The following is a 13,601-nucleotide window of genomic DNA, read 5'->3' as shown; positions in this document are numbered from 1 at the left end:
CTTCCTGTTTTAGCCATTCCTTAGCTGGCGCAGCCTTGCCTTTGCCAGATCGAGATCATCTTCCGGCGTGGCCTGCGACTTCTTGATGAAGCCGTGAAGCAGAACCATGTCGCTGCCGTCGACTGTGAACATGATGCGAGCGATACGCCGGTGCAAATGGATTCGGATTTCCCAAAGATCCCGGCCCATTTTACGCACTAGCGGCATGCCAAGCGGCCAGCCCATCTGCACGGTCTTCACGTCCTCTCCGATCGTTTTTCGATCCGGCGCATCCAACTCTTTGAGCCAGTCTCGAACCGGCTCGCTGCCGGCTTCCGTTAGAAAAAATCGAACGGACAAAACGATCTCAACGGAACGAACCATCGACAGTTTTGGGAAGATTGCGATGACTAAATCGTACCAAATTTGGTACGATTTAGCAAGTTGGTCTCGAACTCGAACAGGGTGCAGTTTTGTACGAACCGGTCCCGCCTAGCTAGGCAAACCTCTCCGCCCGATAAGCCCGCGGATCCGTAAAAGGCTTCTCCCCCGTCATCATCTCCGCCAGCAGCCGCCCGGTGACAGGCCCAAGCGTCAGCCCATGATGGTTATGCCCAAAGGCAAACCACAGCCCCTTATGCCGCGGCGCAGGTCCGATCACCGGCCGCATATCCGGCGTACAAGGCCGCATCCCGAGCCATGGCTCGGCATCGACGCGCTCGCCGAGCCCGAACGTCGCCCGCGCGAGCGGCTCGACGCGTTCGAGCTGGATGCCCGTCGGCGGCGCGCCGCGCTGCGCGATTTCGACGCCCGTCGTCACGCGCAGCCGGTTGCCTTCCATCGGCGCGACGACGTAACCGCGTTCCGTATCGACGATCGGCACGGACAGCATCTGCCGCGCGGGCCGATAGTGCATGTGATAGCCGCGCTTCGCGCGCAGCGGAATCCGGTAGCCGAGCGGTCCGAACACGGTATCGGACCACGGCCCGAGCGCGAGCACGACCTGCTTCGCGCTGAGCGTGCCTTGCTGCGTCTCCACGGTCCACGCGTCGCCCGACTGACGCAGGCTCGTCGCGTCGCCGTGGACGAACTTGCCGCCGCCCGCTTCGAACAGGCGTGCATAGCCTTTCACCAGCGCGCCCGGATTCATCACGCTCTTCGGATCTTTCCAGTGAATCGCACCGCAGATGCCGTCGCCCACGCCCGGTTCCCGCGCGCGAAGCTCGGCCGTGTCGAGCACGTTCACATGAAGGCCATGCTCGCGCACGGCATCTTCGGATGCCTTCGCTTCATGCTCGAACGCGGCGCGCGTGCGGAACGCCTCGATCCAGCCGCCGTCATGCACGAGATTGCCGACGCCCGCGCGCGCGATCAGCCGGTCGTGCTCGTCGACGCATGCGCCGATCAACGGCATCATGTCGTGCGCGGCGGCCGCGAGGCGTTGCGGCGACGATTCCCACCAGAAGCGCGCAAGCCACGTCGCGTAAGCGGGCAGCGCCTTGTAGTCCCAGTACAGATCCGTCGACTGGTTGCGTGCATAGCGCAGCAGCGTGCCGAGCTTGCGCGGAAAACCGTACGGCACGATCGACGAACGCTCGATCAGCCCCGCATTGCCGAAGCTCGTTTCCTCGCCGGGCGCGCGCCGGTCGACGAGCGCGACGCGTTGTCCGCGATCCTGCAGATGCAGCGCCGACGATACGCCGACGATGCCCGCGCCCAGCACGATGACGTCGAAATCCATAGCGATCAGGGTTGTCCTTGAGATGGCTTTAATCGAGAAGAAGGAAAAGCCGGAAGCGCAACGAGCGCGTGTCGCCACGCGCTCGCGCATTGAATCTGCGGGGTTATCGCTCAGCAGCCTATCACTTCGCGATGATGTCGCGCTTGAAGTATTTCTGCGAGAGCGACGTCAGCGTGCCGTCTTTCTTGAGTTCGGCCAGCGCGCCGTCGATCTTCGCCTGCAACGCCTTGTCGCCCTTGCGCAGACCGAAGCCCGTGCCTTCGCCGAGCGTCGACGGATCTTTCAGCGGTTCGCCGACGATCTCGAAGCCCGCGCCCGCCGGCTTGTTCAGGAAGCCGTCGTTGGCCGTCTGCGCTTCCTGCACGGCGGCGTCGAGCCGTCCCGCGACGAGATCCGCATAGACCTGATCCTGGTCCTGATACGACTCGACCTGCACGCCCGCAGTCGCCCAGTGCTTCTTCAGGAAATCTTCCTGCGACGAACCCTGCAACACGCCGACATGCTTGCCCTGCAGGCTCTTCACGTCCGGCTTCAGGCCCGAGCCGTGTTTCGCGATCGTCACGATGGGCACGATGTAAATAGGCGGCGTGAACGCAATGCTTTCCTTGCGCTTCGACGTGATGTTCATCGCCGAATTGATCACGTCGAACTTGCGCGCCTGCAGCGCGGGAATCAGCCCGTCGAACGCGTTCTCGACCCACACGCACTTCATCTTCAGCTTCGCGCAGACGGCGTTGCCGACGTCGACATCGAAGCCTTCGAGCTGGCCCGACGCGCTCTTGCTTTCGAACGGAGGGTAGGCGGCTTCGATGCCGAAGCGCAGTGTGTCGGACGATTGCGCGCAAGCGGCGCCCGCTGTCATCGCGAGGACGGCGGCAGCGAAGGAGAGCTTCAGGTTCATGACGGTTCCTGTCGTTGAGGATCGGGCCACACGCAGCGAGCGGCGGCGCAGGTGAAATATAGACTGAAAGTCCAGTATGGACTATAGGGAATACGATAGTCCAGTGATCAAAATACCGGCTCCGGCCGTTGCGAGCCTTGCGCTATATGGCTGTCAGCCTCACTGAAAGCGATTCAGCGCACTTGCGGTTGCGTCCCGAACGAGACTTTTTTGTCCAGATCTACAAAGTCTCAAGTAGACTTCGTGTCTACGATTCGATCCGCTGATCCGCTCGCGATCGAACATGAACAGCAATGGGCGCGACGCGCCGACTCTGGAGATGATTCCGATGAAAACTGCCTTGCCACTCGCCGTCGACGAACAGGCCGTCCGCGAAGCGCTGCCCGCGCTCGACGTGCGCGGCGCGCTGACGGCGATGTTCCGTGCGCTCGCTAGCGATGCCGCCGTGCAGCCGCCACAGACGCTGACGCTGTTCCCGAACGGCGCCGGCGATTTCATTACGTATCTCGGCGCGCTCGCCGATGCGAAGGTGTTCGGCGCGAAGCTGTCGCCGTATATCGTGACGGGCGGCAAGCCGGTCATTACCGCGTGGACCGCGCTGATGTCGATGGAAACGGGCCAGCCGCTGATGTGGTGCGACGCAGGCCTGCTCACGACCGAACGCACGGCGGGCACGACGGCGCTCGCCGTCGATCAGCTTGCGCGCGCCGATGCGAAGCGGCTCGCTGTCGTCGGCGCGGGCGCTGTCGGGCTCGCGCATCTGCGGCACGTCGCGCCGCTGCGCGCGTGGGAGTCGATCCGCGTGTATTCGCCCGATCTCGCCGCGAATGACGCAAAGCGCGCCGCCGTGCGATCCGCCGATACGCGCGCCGAAGTCAGCGAAAGCCTGGAAGCCTGCGTGAAGGACGCGGACGTCGTGATGCTGTGCACGTCGTCGGGCACGCCTGTGCTGCCGCGCGACGTGCTGACGAAACCCGCCTTGATTACCTCGATCAGCACGAACGCTGCCAACGCGCATGAAATCGACCCGGCGTGGCTGCCGGAGCTGGACGTCTACTGCGACTATCGCGCGACGACGCCCGCGAGCGCCGGCGAAATGAAGCTCGCCGCGCAGCACGGCTGGTCGCCGGAGAGCGTGAATGGCGATCTGCCGTCGCTGCTGGCAGGCACCTGCGCGAAGCCCGCGTACGAGCGGCACGCGTTCTTCCGTTCGATCGGTCTCGGCCTCGAAGATGTCGCGATTGCAAGCGAACTGTATCGCCATCTGACCGGTCGTCCGCGCCAGGCACAATAGCTACAATGTCGGTCAGCCGCCGCGGCGCGCAGGGCATGAGAGGCGCGCAGCGGCATCACGAAGACACTCGCGAAGATTGCCACCGTCCGCTGATGCGCAAGAAAAAAACATCCCCCGTGAAGGATCTGCTGCTGACCCGCTATGCGCCCATCGCGGACGGCATCGCCGCCTTGTTTTTCCCATACGCGGAAGTCGTGATTCACGATCTGCACGATCAGACGGTGCTATATCTCGCGAACAATCTGTCGAAGCGCGAGATCGGCGACGATTCCGCGCTCGAAGAAACCGAGCATTCGGCGCGCGAACGCGTGATCGGTCCGTACGAAAAGCTCAACTGGGACGGCCGGCGGATGCGCTGCGTGAGCAACGTGCTGTTCGACGACAACGGCCAGCCGGCGGGCATGCTGTGCATCAACTTCAATATCGCCGTGTTCGAGGACGTGCGCTCGACGCTCGATCTGTTCATCAAGGGCGCGGGCGTCGTCGCGCAACCGGAGGAACTGTTCCGCGACGACTGGCAGGAGCGCATCAACACGTTCCTGCACGGCTGGCTGCGCGAGCGGCAGATCGGTCTGAACGGGCTCACGCGCGAGCATCGGCGCGAACTGGTCGAAGCGCTCTATGCGGAAGGCGCGTTTCGCGGCAAGAGCTCGGCGAACTATGTTGCGAACGTGCTTGGCATGGGGCGTGCAACCGTCTATAAGCATCTGAAGCAGATGAAAGAAGGCGCGAGCTGACGCGTACTGCAAAGTACGGCGGCGCGCGGCCCGCGCTGCTTCGTCCGTTCAGGCTTCTTCGAGGAAATCACTGTGACAGTACGCTATCGACACTACAAGGGCGGCATCTACGAACTCATCTGCGAGGCGACGCTCGAATCGGATCCGAGCGTCACGATGATCGTTTATCGCGCCGACAACGGCACGATCTGGACGCGGCCGGCGTCGGTGTTCTTCGAGCTGATCGAGCACGAAGGACAGACCGTGCAGCGCTTTGCACCAATCAATTAGCGCCGATCAACTGGCGCCGATCAACTAGAAGCGTCTGACGGGCGGCGCGGTTGGCGCGGGCGGAATGTCGGCGGCGTCGGGCACGTCGATCACCAGATCGCTTTGCGCGACGGCCACGCACGGCAGGATATAGCCTTCCGCCTTTTCTTCGGCGCTCACGCCGGGCCAGTCGACCGTATAGCGCACGCTGCCCGATTCCAGTCGGCACAGGCATGTGCGGCACGTGCCGTTGCGGCACATGCGCGGCAGATGCAGATTCGCGAAGCCGGCCGCTTCGAGCACGGTGAGCGATTCAGGCGCTTCGAACGTGCGGCCGAGCGGCTCGACGCGGACCGTAAAGGTCCGCGCTTCATGTTCATCTTCTTGCGATGGAGGCAGCGATTCGCTGCCGGACGGTTCTTCGCGGGACATCGCGCCAACACAGACCAGACGTAGGACGGAAGCGAAGCTTAACGCAGCGCGACTTGTTGCGCTGCTTTCGCTGCGTTCAGTGCGTGGTGCGGATCCGCATGTAGCGATAAACCGTATTGCGCGCGAGCCCCAGTTCGCGCGCCGCAGCCGAAATATTGCCGTTGTTGCGCGCGAGCGTTTGCTCGATCAGCGTCGCCTGCAGTTCTTCCATGTTGGCGGGGCGCGAGGGCGTGTGCGGATCGACGCCAGGCAGCGCGCGCAACGGCGGCGCGTCGCTCGGCGTTTCGCAGTCATGCAGAAAATCGTCGGGCAGATGTTCGAGACCGATTTCATCTTCGCCTTCGGCCATGATGCCCGCCGTACGCAGCACGTTCGCCAGTTGCCGCAGATTGCCGGGCCAGCGGCAGCGTTCGAAGCAGTCGAGCACGTCCGCCGACACGCGCACAGGCATCCGCTCGCTGTCGGCTTCGTCGTTGCGCAGCCGCGCCAGGATGCGCTCGACGAGCACGGGCAGATCGGTGCGCTCGGCGAGCGCGGGCAGCGTCACGACGAGCCCGTTGATCCGGTAATACAGATCTTCGCGGAAGGTGCCTTCTTCGATCATCGCGCGCAGGTTGCGGTGCGTCGCGCAGACGATGCGCACGTCGACGGGCACCGCGCGCGTGCCGCCGAGCGGCACCACGGATCGTTCCTGCAACACGCGCATCAGACGCACCTGCTGCGCCAGCGGCATGTCGCCGATTTCATCGAGAAACAGCGTGCCGCCGTCGGCCTGCACGATCTTGCCGACATTGCCGCGTTTGCGCGCACCCGTGAATGCGCCGTCTTCGTAGCCGAACAGTTCGGCTTCGATCAGCGTGTCGGGCAGCGACGCGCAATTGACCGCGACGAACGGCGCGTTGCGGCGCGGCGATTCTTCGTGCATCGCGCGCGCGAGCCATTCCTTGCCGGTGCCCGTCTTGCCGAGCACGAGCAGCGGAATATCGCGGCCACGAACTTTCTCGACGCGGCCGAGCACGGCGGCCATGCGCGCGTCGCCCGTATCGAGCGTCGCGAAGGTGATCGCGGCGGCGCGCGGCTTGCACGACACCGTCGCTGAAGGTGCGCGCTGCATCCCGGAGTCGGCGGAAAACGCGGGACGCGCCGCGTATTCGGCGCGCGCCAGCACGCGCACGCCGCTGGGCAGCATCAGCGTCAGGCATTCGCCCGGCGCGCGCGACGCCTGTTGCAGCACGGCGGGAAACGCGTTGCCGAAGAGCGCCTCGAACGGCTGGCCGAGCAGCGTGTCGAGCGGACGGCCGAACTGGAATAGCGCGCTGCGGTTGGCCGCGAGCAGCGTACCGTTGCCGCCGAACGCGGCGAGCCCTTCGAACAGCGTGCCGATGAACTCGCTGCGCGCATGAAAGCGCACGCGCACGGCATTGCCGAACTGGTTCGCGAACAACTGGTTTTCGATGATCTGCGCCGACATCCTCACCAGCGCCAGCGTGTGCTTGTGAAAGCCGCGCGGGTCGCCGCTCACGTCGAGCGCGCCGATCGTTCGGCCGTAGGGATCGGCGATCGGCACGCACGAGCAGGTCAGGATGCGGTTGGCCTCCAGATAATGCTCGCCGCCGTGGACGACGGTCGGCTGACCTTCGGTGAGCGCGGTGCCGACGGCGTTCGTGCCGCGATCCGCCTCCGACCACGACACGCCGGCACACAGCGCGACGCGGCTCGCTTTCTCGACGAAATCGGTGTCGCCGAGACTGTGGAGGATCACGCCGTTGCTGTCGGTGAGCAGCACCATGCTTTCCGTATCGACGATCTGCGCATGCAGCGTTTCCATCACGGGCAGCGCGTGCGCGTACAGCGAGCGGTTGCGCTCGACGAGATCGCGCAGGGCGAATGGCTGCAAGGGATGGAAGTCGGGCGTCTCGGATGCGCGCAGACCGAATTCGCGTGAGCGCGCATGAGCTTGCGCGAGCACGTCGGCGCGGCCCATGACGGACGGCGTGACGGAACGTTGAGTCACTGCATGTCTCCGATGTTGTGCGTGGACGCTTTGTCGCAGGGATACGTGCACGCGCGATGTTGCGCAGTGCAGCACTGCATGCGTGTTGAAAGCGTCGTGAGCAGGAAAAACGTCCGGTCTGTGCCGACTCATGCCGACCCATCTTACAGGAGGACGCGCAGCGCGTGTTCCGCTTGCCTTCTGGCGCAGAAGTGCAATCATCGTAGAGAGGTACGCGTTCGCGCCGCGTGCCGTCGCTGGGGCAAATCGTCACGGTCCCGGACAGCGCCATTTCGAGGAGAACGTCATGGTGCGCATGGAGTTGAGAGTCGTCCTCGCCACGCTTGCGATCTTCATCGCGTTGGGCGGCATTGGATTGTCGATCCACGGTTCGATCAACTATGTGGATCAGGAGATATGGACGGGGGTGATCGCGATTGCGATCGGGATCGTGGGGTGCGTGACGATGCTCACGCTGTGGCCGCGCGATCTGCCCGGCAAGACGCCGCCCGAACATCCCGCCGACGACGTCGGGCCGCACGAACATCATCATCATTTGCCGACGCAGTTCTAGGCGCGAATTCTCGCTGCAGCGCGGCATTTTTCCGTGGACGATGCGCCGTTCCGGGGTGCATGGCGGCACCATGCTGGTGTGTGGCGAAACAAAACTTGCGGCCCGCCGGAACTCGTCTACAGTGGGTAGATCGACTGATGACCGTGCGATGACGGCGCGTGTTTGCAGTCGACAGCCCGCGCTGCGATCCATAACGGAGGCGTGAACAGGGGCAGGCGCGGTTCCCGGCGGTGACGTTCGACCAAGGTGTTCCCATGCAGATCAATTTCCCGAAAGAAGTCCCTGAATATTCTGGGCGCGAGCTGACTCTGGCGTTTCCGGCTATGGTCGATGGGCAACGGGTGGAATGCACGATCACCGCCGAGGCGCTGGAAGATCACTTCGGCGCTGCGTCACCGCGTCTAGAGGACATGATGGGCGCGTTTTCGACGCACCGCGAGCGGATTGAGGCCGCTACGCGGAGGTTGTTGTCGGAGACGGGGGCGCAGTGTGTGGTGCTGCGGAGTGGGTATGTTCGGTTTTATGAAGCCAACTGGCGGGCTTAGCGTTGGGGTTTTCTGTCTGCGACGCAGTCGCCATGCTTTGGTTTTTTGGTTTTTTGCTGCGCTGGCATCCGCGAATTCGTATCGGTGCTTCATGCGTTGCCCCTGTGCGGGGCGGCACCTACTTTTCTTTGCAGCGGCAAAGAAAAGTAGGCAAAAGAAAGCCGCTTCAAACCTCCGGTGTCTCCCAGGATAACGCCACGGCGCACGGTCTTTGAGCTGTCGCGTAGTGACGCCAACACTCCGTAGAAAGCCCGCAGTCAGGCGCGCGCGGCGCGAAAGATGACATCCACCTGGGGCACGTACGGGCGGTTGTTTTTGTGTGTTTGCCGTCGGTCTGAACGCGGCGTTATGTGCTCCAGACCGTGTGTGGGTTTTCGCGCTGTGCGCGCCTGACTGCGGGCTTTCTACGGAGTGTTTGCGTCGTTGCGCGATAGCTCAACTGCGGCATGCTGAAGCGCTATCCTGGCGGGCACCGGAGGTACAAAAGCGGCTTTCTTTTGCCTACTTTTCTTTGCCGCTGCAAAGAAAAGTAGGTGCCGCCCCGCACAGGGGCGACGCTAATAGACCGATACGCAATCGCGGATGCCAGCGCAGCAAAAAACCAAAAAAGCCAGCATGGCGACTAGCGTCGCAGACAAAAAAAACTCATTCAGATCCGAGATAAAAGAACCTAAACAAAAACACAGCAGCAATAACCCAGACAACGAGTTTGACTTGCCGGGCGCGCCCGGTCAAAAGCTTCAAACCAGCATAAGAAATAAACCCAAACGCGACGCCATTCGCAATGGAATAGGTAAACGGCATCATCAGAGCCGTAAGAGCAGCAGGCACGACTTCAGTAGCATCGTCCCAGGGCAAATCAGCCATCTCCCGCAACATCAGACAGGAAACGTACAAAAGAGCAGGCGCCGTCGCATAACCGGGCACAACACCGGCCAAAGGCGCAAAGAACAAGGCAAGCAGAAACAGCACAGCAACCGTGATCGCGGTAACGCCGGTGCGTCCACCTGCCTGCACGCCCGAGGCGCTTTCGATATACGCAGTCGTCGAAGAAGTACCCAGCACAGAACCCGCGAGAATCGCAGTGCTATCCGCGAGCAGAGCGCGATTCAATCGATGCATCTTGCCATGCACGAGCAGCCCGGCTCGATTCGCGACGCCCATCAGCGTGCCCGTCGCATCGAACAGTTCGACGAGGAAGAACACCAGAATCACGTTGAGCACGCCCGTCGACAAGGCAGCCTTGATGTCGAGTTGGAACAGCGTCGGCGAAATCGACGGCGGCATGGACACGACACCGTGAAACTGATTGCCGCCGAAGAAGAAGCTCAGAATCGTCACGCCGACGATGCCGATCAGAATCGCGCCGCGAACGCGCAGAAAATCGAGCGTGACGATCGCGAAGAACCCGATGATCGCCAGGACGACGTGCGGATCGTGCAGATTGCCGAGCGTGACGAGCGTCGCCGGATTGCCCGTGACGATGCCCGCCGTCTTCAGCGAAATGATCGCGAGGAACAGGCCGATGCCGCCCGTGATCGCCACGCGGATCGAATGCGGAATGCCCGTCACGATCACTTCGCGCACGCGCAACAGCGTGACGACCAGGAACAGACAGCCCGAAATGAACACCGCGCCGAGCGCGGCCTGCCACGAGAAACCCAGGCCCTTGACGACCGTGTACGCGAAATACGCGTTCAGGCCCATGCCGGGCGCGCAGGCAATCGGGTAGTTCGCGTAGAAGCCCATGATCAGCGAAGCAAGCGCCGCAACGAGGCAGGTCGCGACGAACACCGAGTCTTTCGGCATGCCCGCATCGCCGAGAATCGCCGGATTGACGAAGATGATGTAGGCCATTGTGAGGAACGTGGTGATGCCCGCGAGCACTTCCACGCGCAGGGTCGTGCCTGCTTCGTCAAAGCCGAAATACCGTTTTACGGAGTCCATGAGCCGAGTCTCTCGTCGATTGAAATGTCGTTTCGTAACGGCTTGTTGTGCCGCTTCCCGTACCGCTTCCTGACCGCCTGTCGCGCCTGGGCATCGCGACGCCACGGGCGGATTTAATCACGATTGTTCAGTAAATACCGCATTTGCCGCGCGCGCGTGTAGCCGAAGCAACACTCGAAACACGGCGGCAGCGCTTAAACGCGGATTTTTGCTGGCGGAGGGGCGTGATGATACCCGACGCGGGCCTTCAGGTCGGATTACGGGAAGGAATGCAGCGGAATGCAGCGCGAAGAATGGACACCTGCAAAACAACGCCCGACGCTGCACGGGCCATGCGCTGCGTGGCGCGCGATGCCATCGGGGGGCACGCGCGTCATGCACACATCGATCGAACGGAATTACTGCTGGGTGCCTTGAGCCTGCGCGCGATGCTGCGCGACGATACGTCCAGCCGCGATCGCGTTGGCCGGATAGTTGATCCAGTCGAGCGGATCGTAGCCGGCCTTGCGCCATTCGACGAGATCGGCCTTCACTTCGGCGCGGGTTTTGGGTGTGTTCTGATCATAGGCGCGCGACGTTTGCGCGAACGCGGACGATACGGCTGCGACACCGATGAGCGCGCCCAGAACCATACGAGGAATCAGCTTCATGGCAGGGGCCTGAAAAGTTAGGATGACCCCTTTATTTTAGGTTCTGTATCCACAATGAGTAAGGCTCGTAACTGAAATGAACCGTTGCTCACTTTGCGCCAAATGAGGTACGCAAGGCGTAGTTCATGCATGAGCGGCTCGCGTCATCCCATGTGTTGCGAAGGCTTGCCCATACGATCGATGACGGCCGTCAGCAGATCGACGGGCAGCGGAAACACGATCGTCGAATTCTTGTCGGCGGCAATGGTTGTCAGCGTCTGCAAATAGCGCAGCTGCATCGCCTGCGGTTGTTGCGCGAGCATCTGCGCGGCCTGCAACAGCTTCTCCGACGCCTGCAATTCGCCTTCCGCGTGAATCACCTTCGCGCGTCGTTCGCGCTCGGCTTCGGCCTGACGGGCAATCGCGCGGATCATCGTTTCGTTGATGTCGACATGCTTGATCTCGACATTCGATACCTTGATGCCCCACGCGTCCGTTTGCGCATCGAGCACGCGCTGGATGTCGGTGTTGAGCTGCTCGCGCTCGGACAGCAGTTCGTCGAGATCGTGCTTGCCGAGCACCGCGCGCAGCGTCGTCTGCGAGAGTTGACTGGTCGCTTCGAAGTATCGCGCGACCTGAATCACCGCGCGTTCGGGATCGACGACGCGAAAGTACACGACGGCATTCACCTTGACGGACACGTTGTCGCGCGTAATCACGTCTTGCGGCGGCACGTCGAACACGACGGTGCGCAGATCCATGCGCACGACCTGCTGCACGACAGGAATGATCAGCACGAGGCCCGGTCCCTTGACCTTCCAGAACCTGCCGATCATGAACACGACGCCGCGCTCGTACTCGCGAAACACGCGTATCGACGAAGCGATCAGCACGATCACCAGAAGTATCAGGATGCTGCCAAAGCCGAAAGTGAAACCGATCATGTGCGTTCTCCTTGTGATGAGGCAGGGTTGGCGGGCACGACGGTGAGCATCAGGCCGCGTCGCCCGGTCACGCGCACCGCATTGCCTGCCGCAAGCGGCGTACTGCTGCACACGCGCCAGCGTTCGCCATGCACGCGCGCCCAGCCGATGCGTTCCGGCTCGCCGTGCAGCAGGCTGTCCGGCCGGACGTCGGCGCGGTTGTCTTCGGCATCGGCGACGACGAGGCCGTCGTCGAGCACCACGCCGACGCTGCCGATCATTGCTTCGGCTCCCGTTACCACTGGCCGCCGCCGCGATCGCATGACGAGGCTCGACACGCCGAAAATGAACAGCACGCTGAACACGACGACGGCGGCGATCATCGGCAGCGGAATGCCGTAGCCGGGGACGTCGGTGTCGATCAGCATCAGCGCGCCGACCACGAACGCGATGATGCCGCCGAAGCCGAGCGCGCCGAAGGTCGGTAGAAACGCTTCGGCGATCAGGAAGGCGAGGCCGAGGAAGATGAGGGCAAGACCCACGTAATTGACGGGCAGCAGTTGCATCGCAAACAGGCCCAGCAGCAGACTGATCGCGCCCGCGACGCCGGGCAGCACGAAACCGGGATTCGCGAACTCGAAGAAGAGGCCATACATGCCGATCATCAGCAAGATCAAGGCCACGTTCGGATCGGTGATGACGGCGAGGAAGCGGCTGCGCCAGTCGGCTTCGAGCGTCACGATGGGCGCGTGCGCCGTGCTCAGGCGTTTGGTGCCCGCTGCCGTGTCGTAGGTGTGGCCGTCGACTTGCCGCATCAGGTCGGGCAGATCGCGCGCGACGATATCGACCACTTTCTGCTCTAGCGCGTCGCGCGCCGACAGGCTCACGGCTTCGCGCACCGCGCGTTCGGCCCAGTCGACGTTGCGGCCGCGCAGTTGCGCAAGGCCACGAATGTATGCCTGCGCGTCGTGAAGCTGCTTGCGCAGTTCCGTCGATTGACTGTCCATCGCGAGCGCGCCGGATGCCGCGTTGTCCTTCGCGGCCGGGTTCGAAGCGGGTGCTGCGCCGGGCAAGCCGGGCGGCTGGCCAGGCTTGGGCGTGTCCTGCCCGCCGATCCCCAACTGCACGGGCGACGCCGCGCCGAGATTGGTGCCGGGCGCCATCGCCGCGATGTGGCTTGCATACGTGATGTAGGTGCCCGCGCTCGCGGCGCGCGCGCCGCCTGGCGCGATGTAGGTCGCGACGGGCACAGGCGACGCGAGAATCGCCTTGATGATCTGCCGCATCGACGTGTCGAGTCCGCCTGGCGTGTCGAGTTGCAGGACGGCGAGTTGTGCGTGGTCGTCGGCGGCGCGGGTGAGACTTCGCACGATGAAGTCGGCGCTGGCGGGGCTGATCGCGCCCGCGACGGGAATCACGACGACGCTGCCGGGCGCGATGATCGGCTGCGCGGCATGGGCGCTGCCAGAGGCGCACATTGCGACGCCGCAGAACAGCAGCGCGCGTGCAATGCACGCAATCGCATGGATCGCGCGAGCCCCGAAAGTCCATGCGGCGGCGGACGCGGATGCGCCGCGGGCAAAGCATGCGCGATCGGACAGGCGTCGCAAACCCGCTTGCCGGATCGGGAGAAGCCGGTAGGTTCCCATCGTCGACG

The 13,601-nt window shown here is 63.1% G+C and carries 14 protein-coding genes; 5 read left to right on the top strand and 9 right to left on the bottom strand.

Translation table 11 applies throughout. The annotated features are described in order from the left end of the window. Window positions 1–9 precede the first annotated feature (9 nt). The 3 genes from QEN71_RS12480 to QEN71_RS12470 all read right to left on the bottom strand — a co-directional run bounded on the left by QEN71_RS12480 (window position 10) and on the right by QEN71_RS12470 (window position 2,621). Window positions 10–363, bottom strand: coding sequence for a type II toxin-antitoxin system RelE/ParE family toxin (locus tag QEN71_RS12480; RefSeq protein WP_201653525.1), 354 nt, complete (start codon window positions 361–363; stop codon window positions 10–12). Between the two features lie 112 nt (window positions 364–475). After that, entirely contained in the window at window positions 476–1,720 is a 1,245-nt protein-coding gene (locus QEN71_RS12475) for an NAD(P)/FAD-dependent oxidoreductase (RefSeq protein ID WP_201653522.1), read from the bottom strand. A gap of 121 nt (window positions 1,721–1,841) precedes the next feature. Further along, window positions 1,842–2,621, bottom strand: coding sequence for an ABC transporter substrate-binding protein (locus tag QEN71_RS12470; RefSeq protein ID WP_201653519.1), 780 nt, complete (start codon window positions 2,619–2,621; stop codon window positions 1,842–1,844). Between the two features lie 328 nt (window positions 2,622–2,949). On the opposite strand from QEN71_RS12470, the gene QEN71_RS12465 reads away from it, so the two are divergent. The 3 genes from QEN71_RS12465 to QEN71_RS12455 all read left to right on the top strand — a co-directional run bounded on the left by QEN71_RS12465 (window position 2,950) and on the right by QEN71_RS12455 (window position 4,922). Further along, window positions 2,950–3,915, top strand: a complete 966-nt coding sequence (locus QEN71_RS12465) for an ornithine cyclodeaminase family protein (RefSeq protein ID WP_201653516.1) — start codon at window positions 2,950–2,952, stop codon at window positions 3,913–3,915. A gap of 92 nt (window positions 3,916–4,007) precedes the next feature. Further along, complete coding sequence (locus QEN71_RS12460; protein ID WP_201653862.1) at window positions 4,008–4,652, top strand: helix-turn-helix transcriptional regulator; 645 nt, start codon at window positions 4,008–4,010, stop codon at window positions 4,650–4,652. Window positions 4,653–4,724: 72 nt separating this feature from the next. Continuing rightward, complete coding sequence (locus tag QEN71_RS12455; protein ID WP_147236201.1) at window positions 4,725–4,922, top strand: DUF1653 domain-containing protein; 198 nt, start codon at window positions 4,725–4,727, stop codon at window positions 4,920–4,922. A 24-nt stretch (window positions 4,923–4,946) separates the two neighbouring features. On the opposite strand, the gene QEN71_RS12450 is transcribed toward QEN71_RS12455, so the two are convergent. Together QEN71_RS12450 and QEN71_RS12445 are read right to left on the bottom strand one after the other, a co-directional pair. After that, the gene (locus tag QEN71_RS12450) at window positions 4,947–5,333 is read right to left on the bottom strand and encodes a 2Fe-2S iron-sulfur cluster-binding protein (RefSeq protein WP_201653513.1); all 387 of its coding nucleotides are present in this window, start codon (window positions 5,331–5,333) and stop codon (window positions 4,947–4,949) included. A gap of 76 nt (window positions 5,334–5,409) precedes the next feature. Continuing rightward, entirely contained in the window at window positions 5,410–7,347 is a 1,938-nt protein-coding gene (locus QEN71_RS12445) for a sigma-54-dependent Fis family transcriptional regulator (protein ID WP_201653510.1), read from the bottom strand. A 286-nt stretch (window positions 7,348–7,633) separates the two neighbouring features. Here QEN71_RS12445 and QEN71_RS12440 point away from each other — a divergent pair, with 286 nt between their 5' ends. Together QEN71_RS12440 and QEN71_RS12435 are read left to right on the top strand one after the other, a co-directional pair. Next, window positions 7,634–7,900 carry a DUF2964 domain-containing protein gene (locus QEN71_RS12440; protein ID WP_201653507.1) on the top strand — a complete coding sequence of 89 codons (267 nt, stop codon included), beginning with the start codon at window positions 7,634–7,636 and terminating at the stop codon, window positions 7,898–7,900. Between the two features lie 254 nt (window positions 7,901–8,154). Further along, window positions 8,155–8,445 carry a DUF1488 family protein gene (locus QEN71_RS12435; protein ID WP_201653504.1) on the top strand — a complete coding sequence of 97 codons (291 nt, stop codon included), beginning with the start codon at window positions 8,155–8,157 and terminating at the stop codon, window positions 8,443–8,445. A 645-nt stretch (window positions 8,446–9,090) separates the two neighbouring features. Here QEN71_RS12435 and QEN71_RS12430 read toward each other — a convergent pair. The 4 genes from QEN71_RS12430 to QEN71_RS12415 form a co-directional block, all read right to left on the bottom strand. Beyond that, a complete protein-coding gene (locus QEN71_RS12430; RefSeq protein WP_201653501.1) occupies window positions 9,091–10,392 on the bottom strand; it encodes an NCS2 family permease in 1,302 nt (433 codons plus the stop codon). 398 nt (window positions 10,393–10,790) lie between these two features. After that, window positions 10,791–11,042, bottom strand: coding sequence for a DUF4148 domain-containing protein (locus tag QEN71_RS12425; RefSeq protein WP_201653498.1), 252 nt, complete (start codon window positions 11,040–11,042; stop codon window positions 10,791–10,793). A gap of 143 nt (window positions 11,043–11,185) precedes the next feature. Next, window positions 11,186–11,965, bottom strand: a complete 780-nt coding sequence (locus tag QEN71_RS12420; RefSeq protein WP_201653494.1) for a slipin family protein — start codon at window positions 11,963–11,965, stop codon at window positions 11,186–11,188. Then, window positions 11,962–13,593: an NfeD family protein gene (locus QEN71_RS12415; RefSeq protein ID WP_201653491.1), complete on the bottom strand. Its 1,632-nt coding sequence runs from the start codon at window positions 13,591–13,593 to the stop codon at window positions 11,962–11,964. The genes QEN71_RS12420 and QEN71_RS12415 overlap by 4 nt, the downstream gene beginning before the upstream one ends. Window positions 13,594–13,601 lie beyond the last annotated feature (8 nt).

Source organism: Paraburkholderia sabiae (assembly GCF_030412785.1).
GTDB lineage: Bacteria > Pseudomonadota > Gammaproteobacteria > Burkholderiales > Burkholderiaceae > Paraburkholderia > Paraburkholderia sabiae.
Note: the sequence above shows the minus strand (reverse complement) of the source record. Positions and strands in the feature narration are given on the sequence as shown.

Bases quoted from the DNA above. Each gene is read 5' to 3' on its own strand.
- QEN71_RS12430 (WP_201653501.1), bottom strand. From the start codon at position 10,392: ATGGACTCCGTAAAACGGTATTTCGGCTTTGACGAAGCAGGCACGACC.
- QEN71_RS12450 (WP_201653513.1), bottom strand. From the start codon at position 5,333: ATGTCCCGCGAAGAACCGTCCGGCAGCGAATCGCTGCCTCCATCGCAA.
- QEN71_RS12480 (WP_201653525.1), bottom strand. From the start codon at position 363: ATGGTTCGTTCCGTTGAGATCGTTTTGTCCGTTCGATTTTTTCTAACG.
- QEN71_RS12425 (WP_201653498.1), bottom strand. From the start codon at position 11,042: ATGAAGCTGATTCCTCGTATGGTTCTGGGCGCGCTCATCGGTGTCGCA.
- QEN71_RS12435 (WP_201653504.1), top strand. From the start codon at position 8,155: ATGCAGATCAATTTCCCGAAAGAAGTCCCTGAATATTCTGGGCGCGAG.
- QEN71_RS12470 (WP_201653519.1), bottom strand. From the start codon at position 2,621: ATGAACCTGAAGCTCTCCTTCGCTGCCGCCGTCCTCGCGATGACAGCG.
- QEN71_RS12415 (WP_201653491.1), bottom strand. From the start codon at position 13,593: ATGGGAACCTACCGGCTTCTCCCGATCCGGCAAGCGGGTTTGCGACGC.
- QEN71_RS12440 (WP_201653507.1), top strand. From the start codon at position 7,634: ATGGTGCGCATGGAGTTGAGAGTCGTCCTCGCCACGCTTGCGATCTTC.
- QEN71_RS12475 (WP_201653522.1), bottom strand. From the start codon at position 1,720: ATGGATTTCGACGTCATCGTGCTGGGCGCGGGCATCGTCGGCGTATCG.
- QEN71_RS12420 (WP_201653494.1), bottom strand. From the start codon at position 11,965: ATGATCGGTTTCACTTTCGGCTTTGGCAGCATCCTGATACTTCTGGTG.
- QEN71_RS12460 (WP_201653862.1), top strand. From the start codon at position 4,008: ATGCGCAAGAAAAAAACATCCCCCGTGAAGGATCTGCTGCTGACCCGC.
- QEN71_RS12465 (WP_201653516.1), top strand. From the start codon at position 2,950: ATGAAAACTGCCTTGCCACTCGCCGTCGACGAACAGGCCGTCCGCGAA.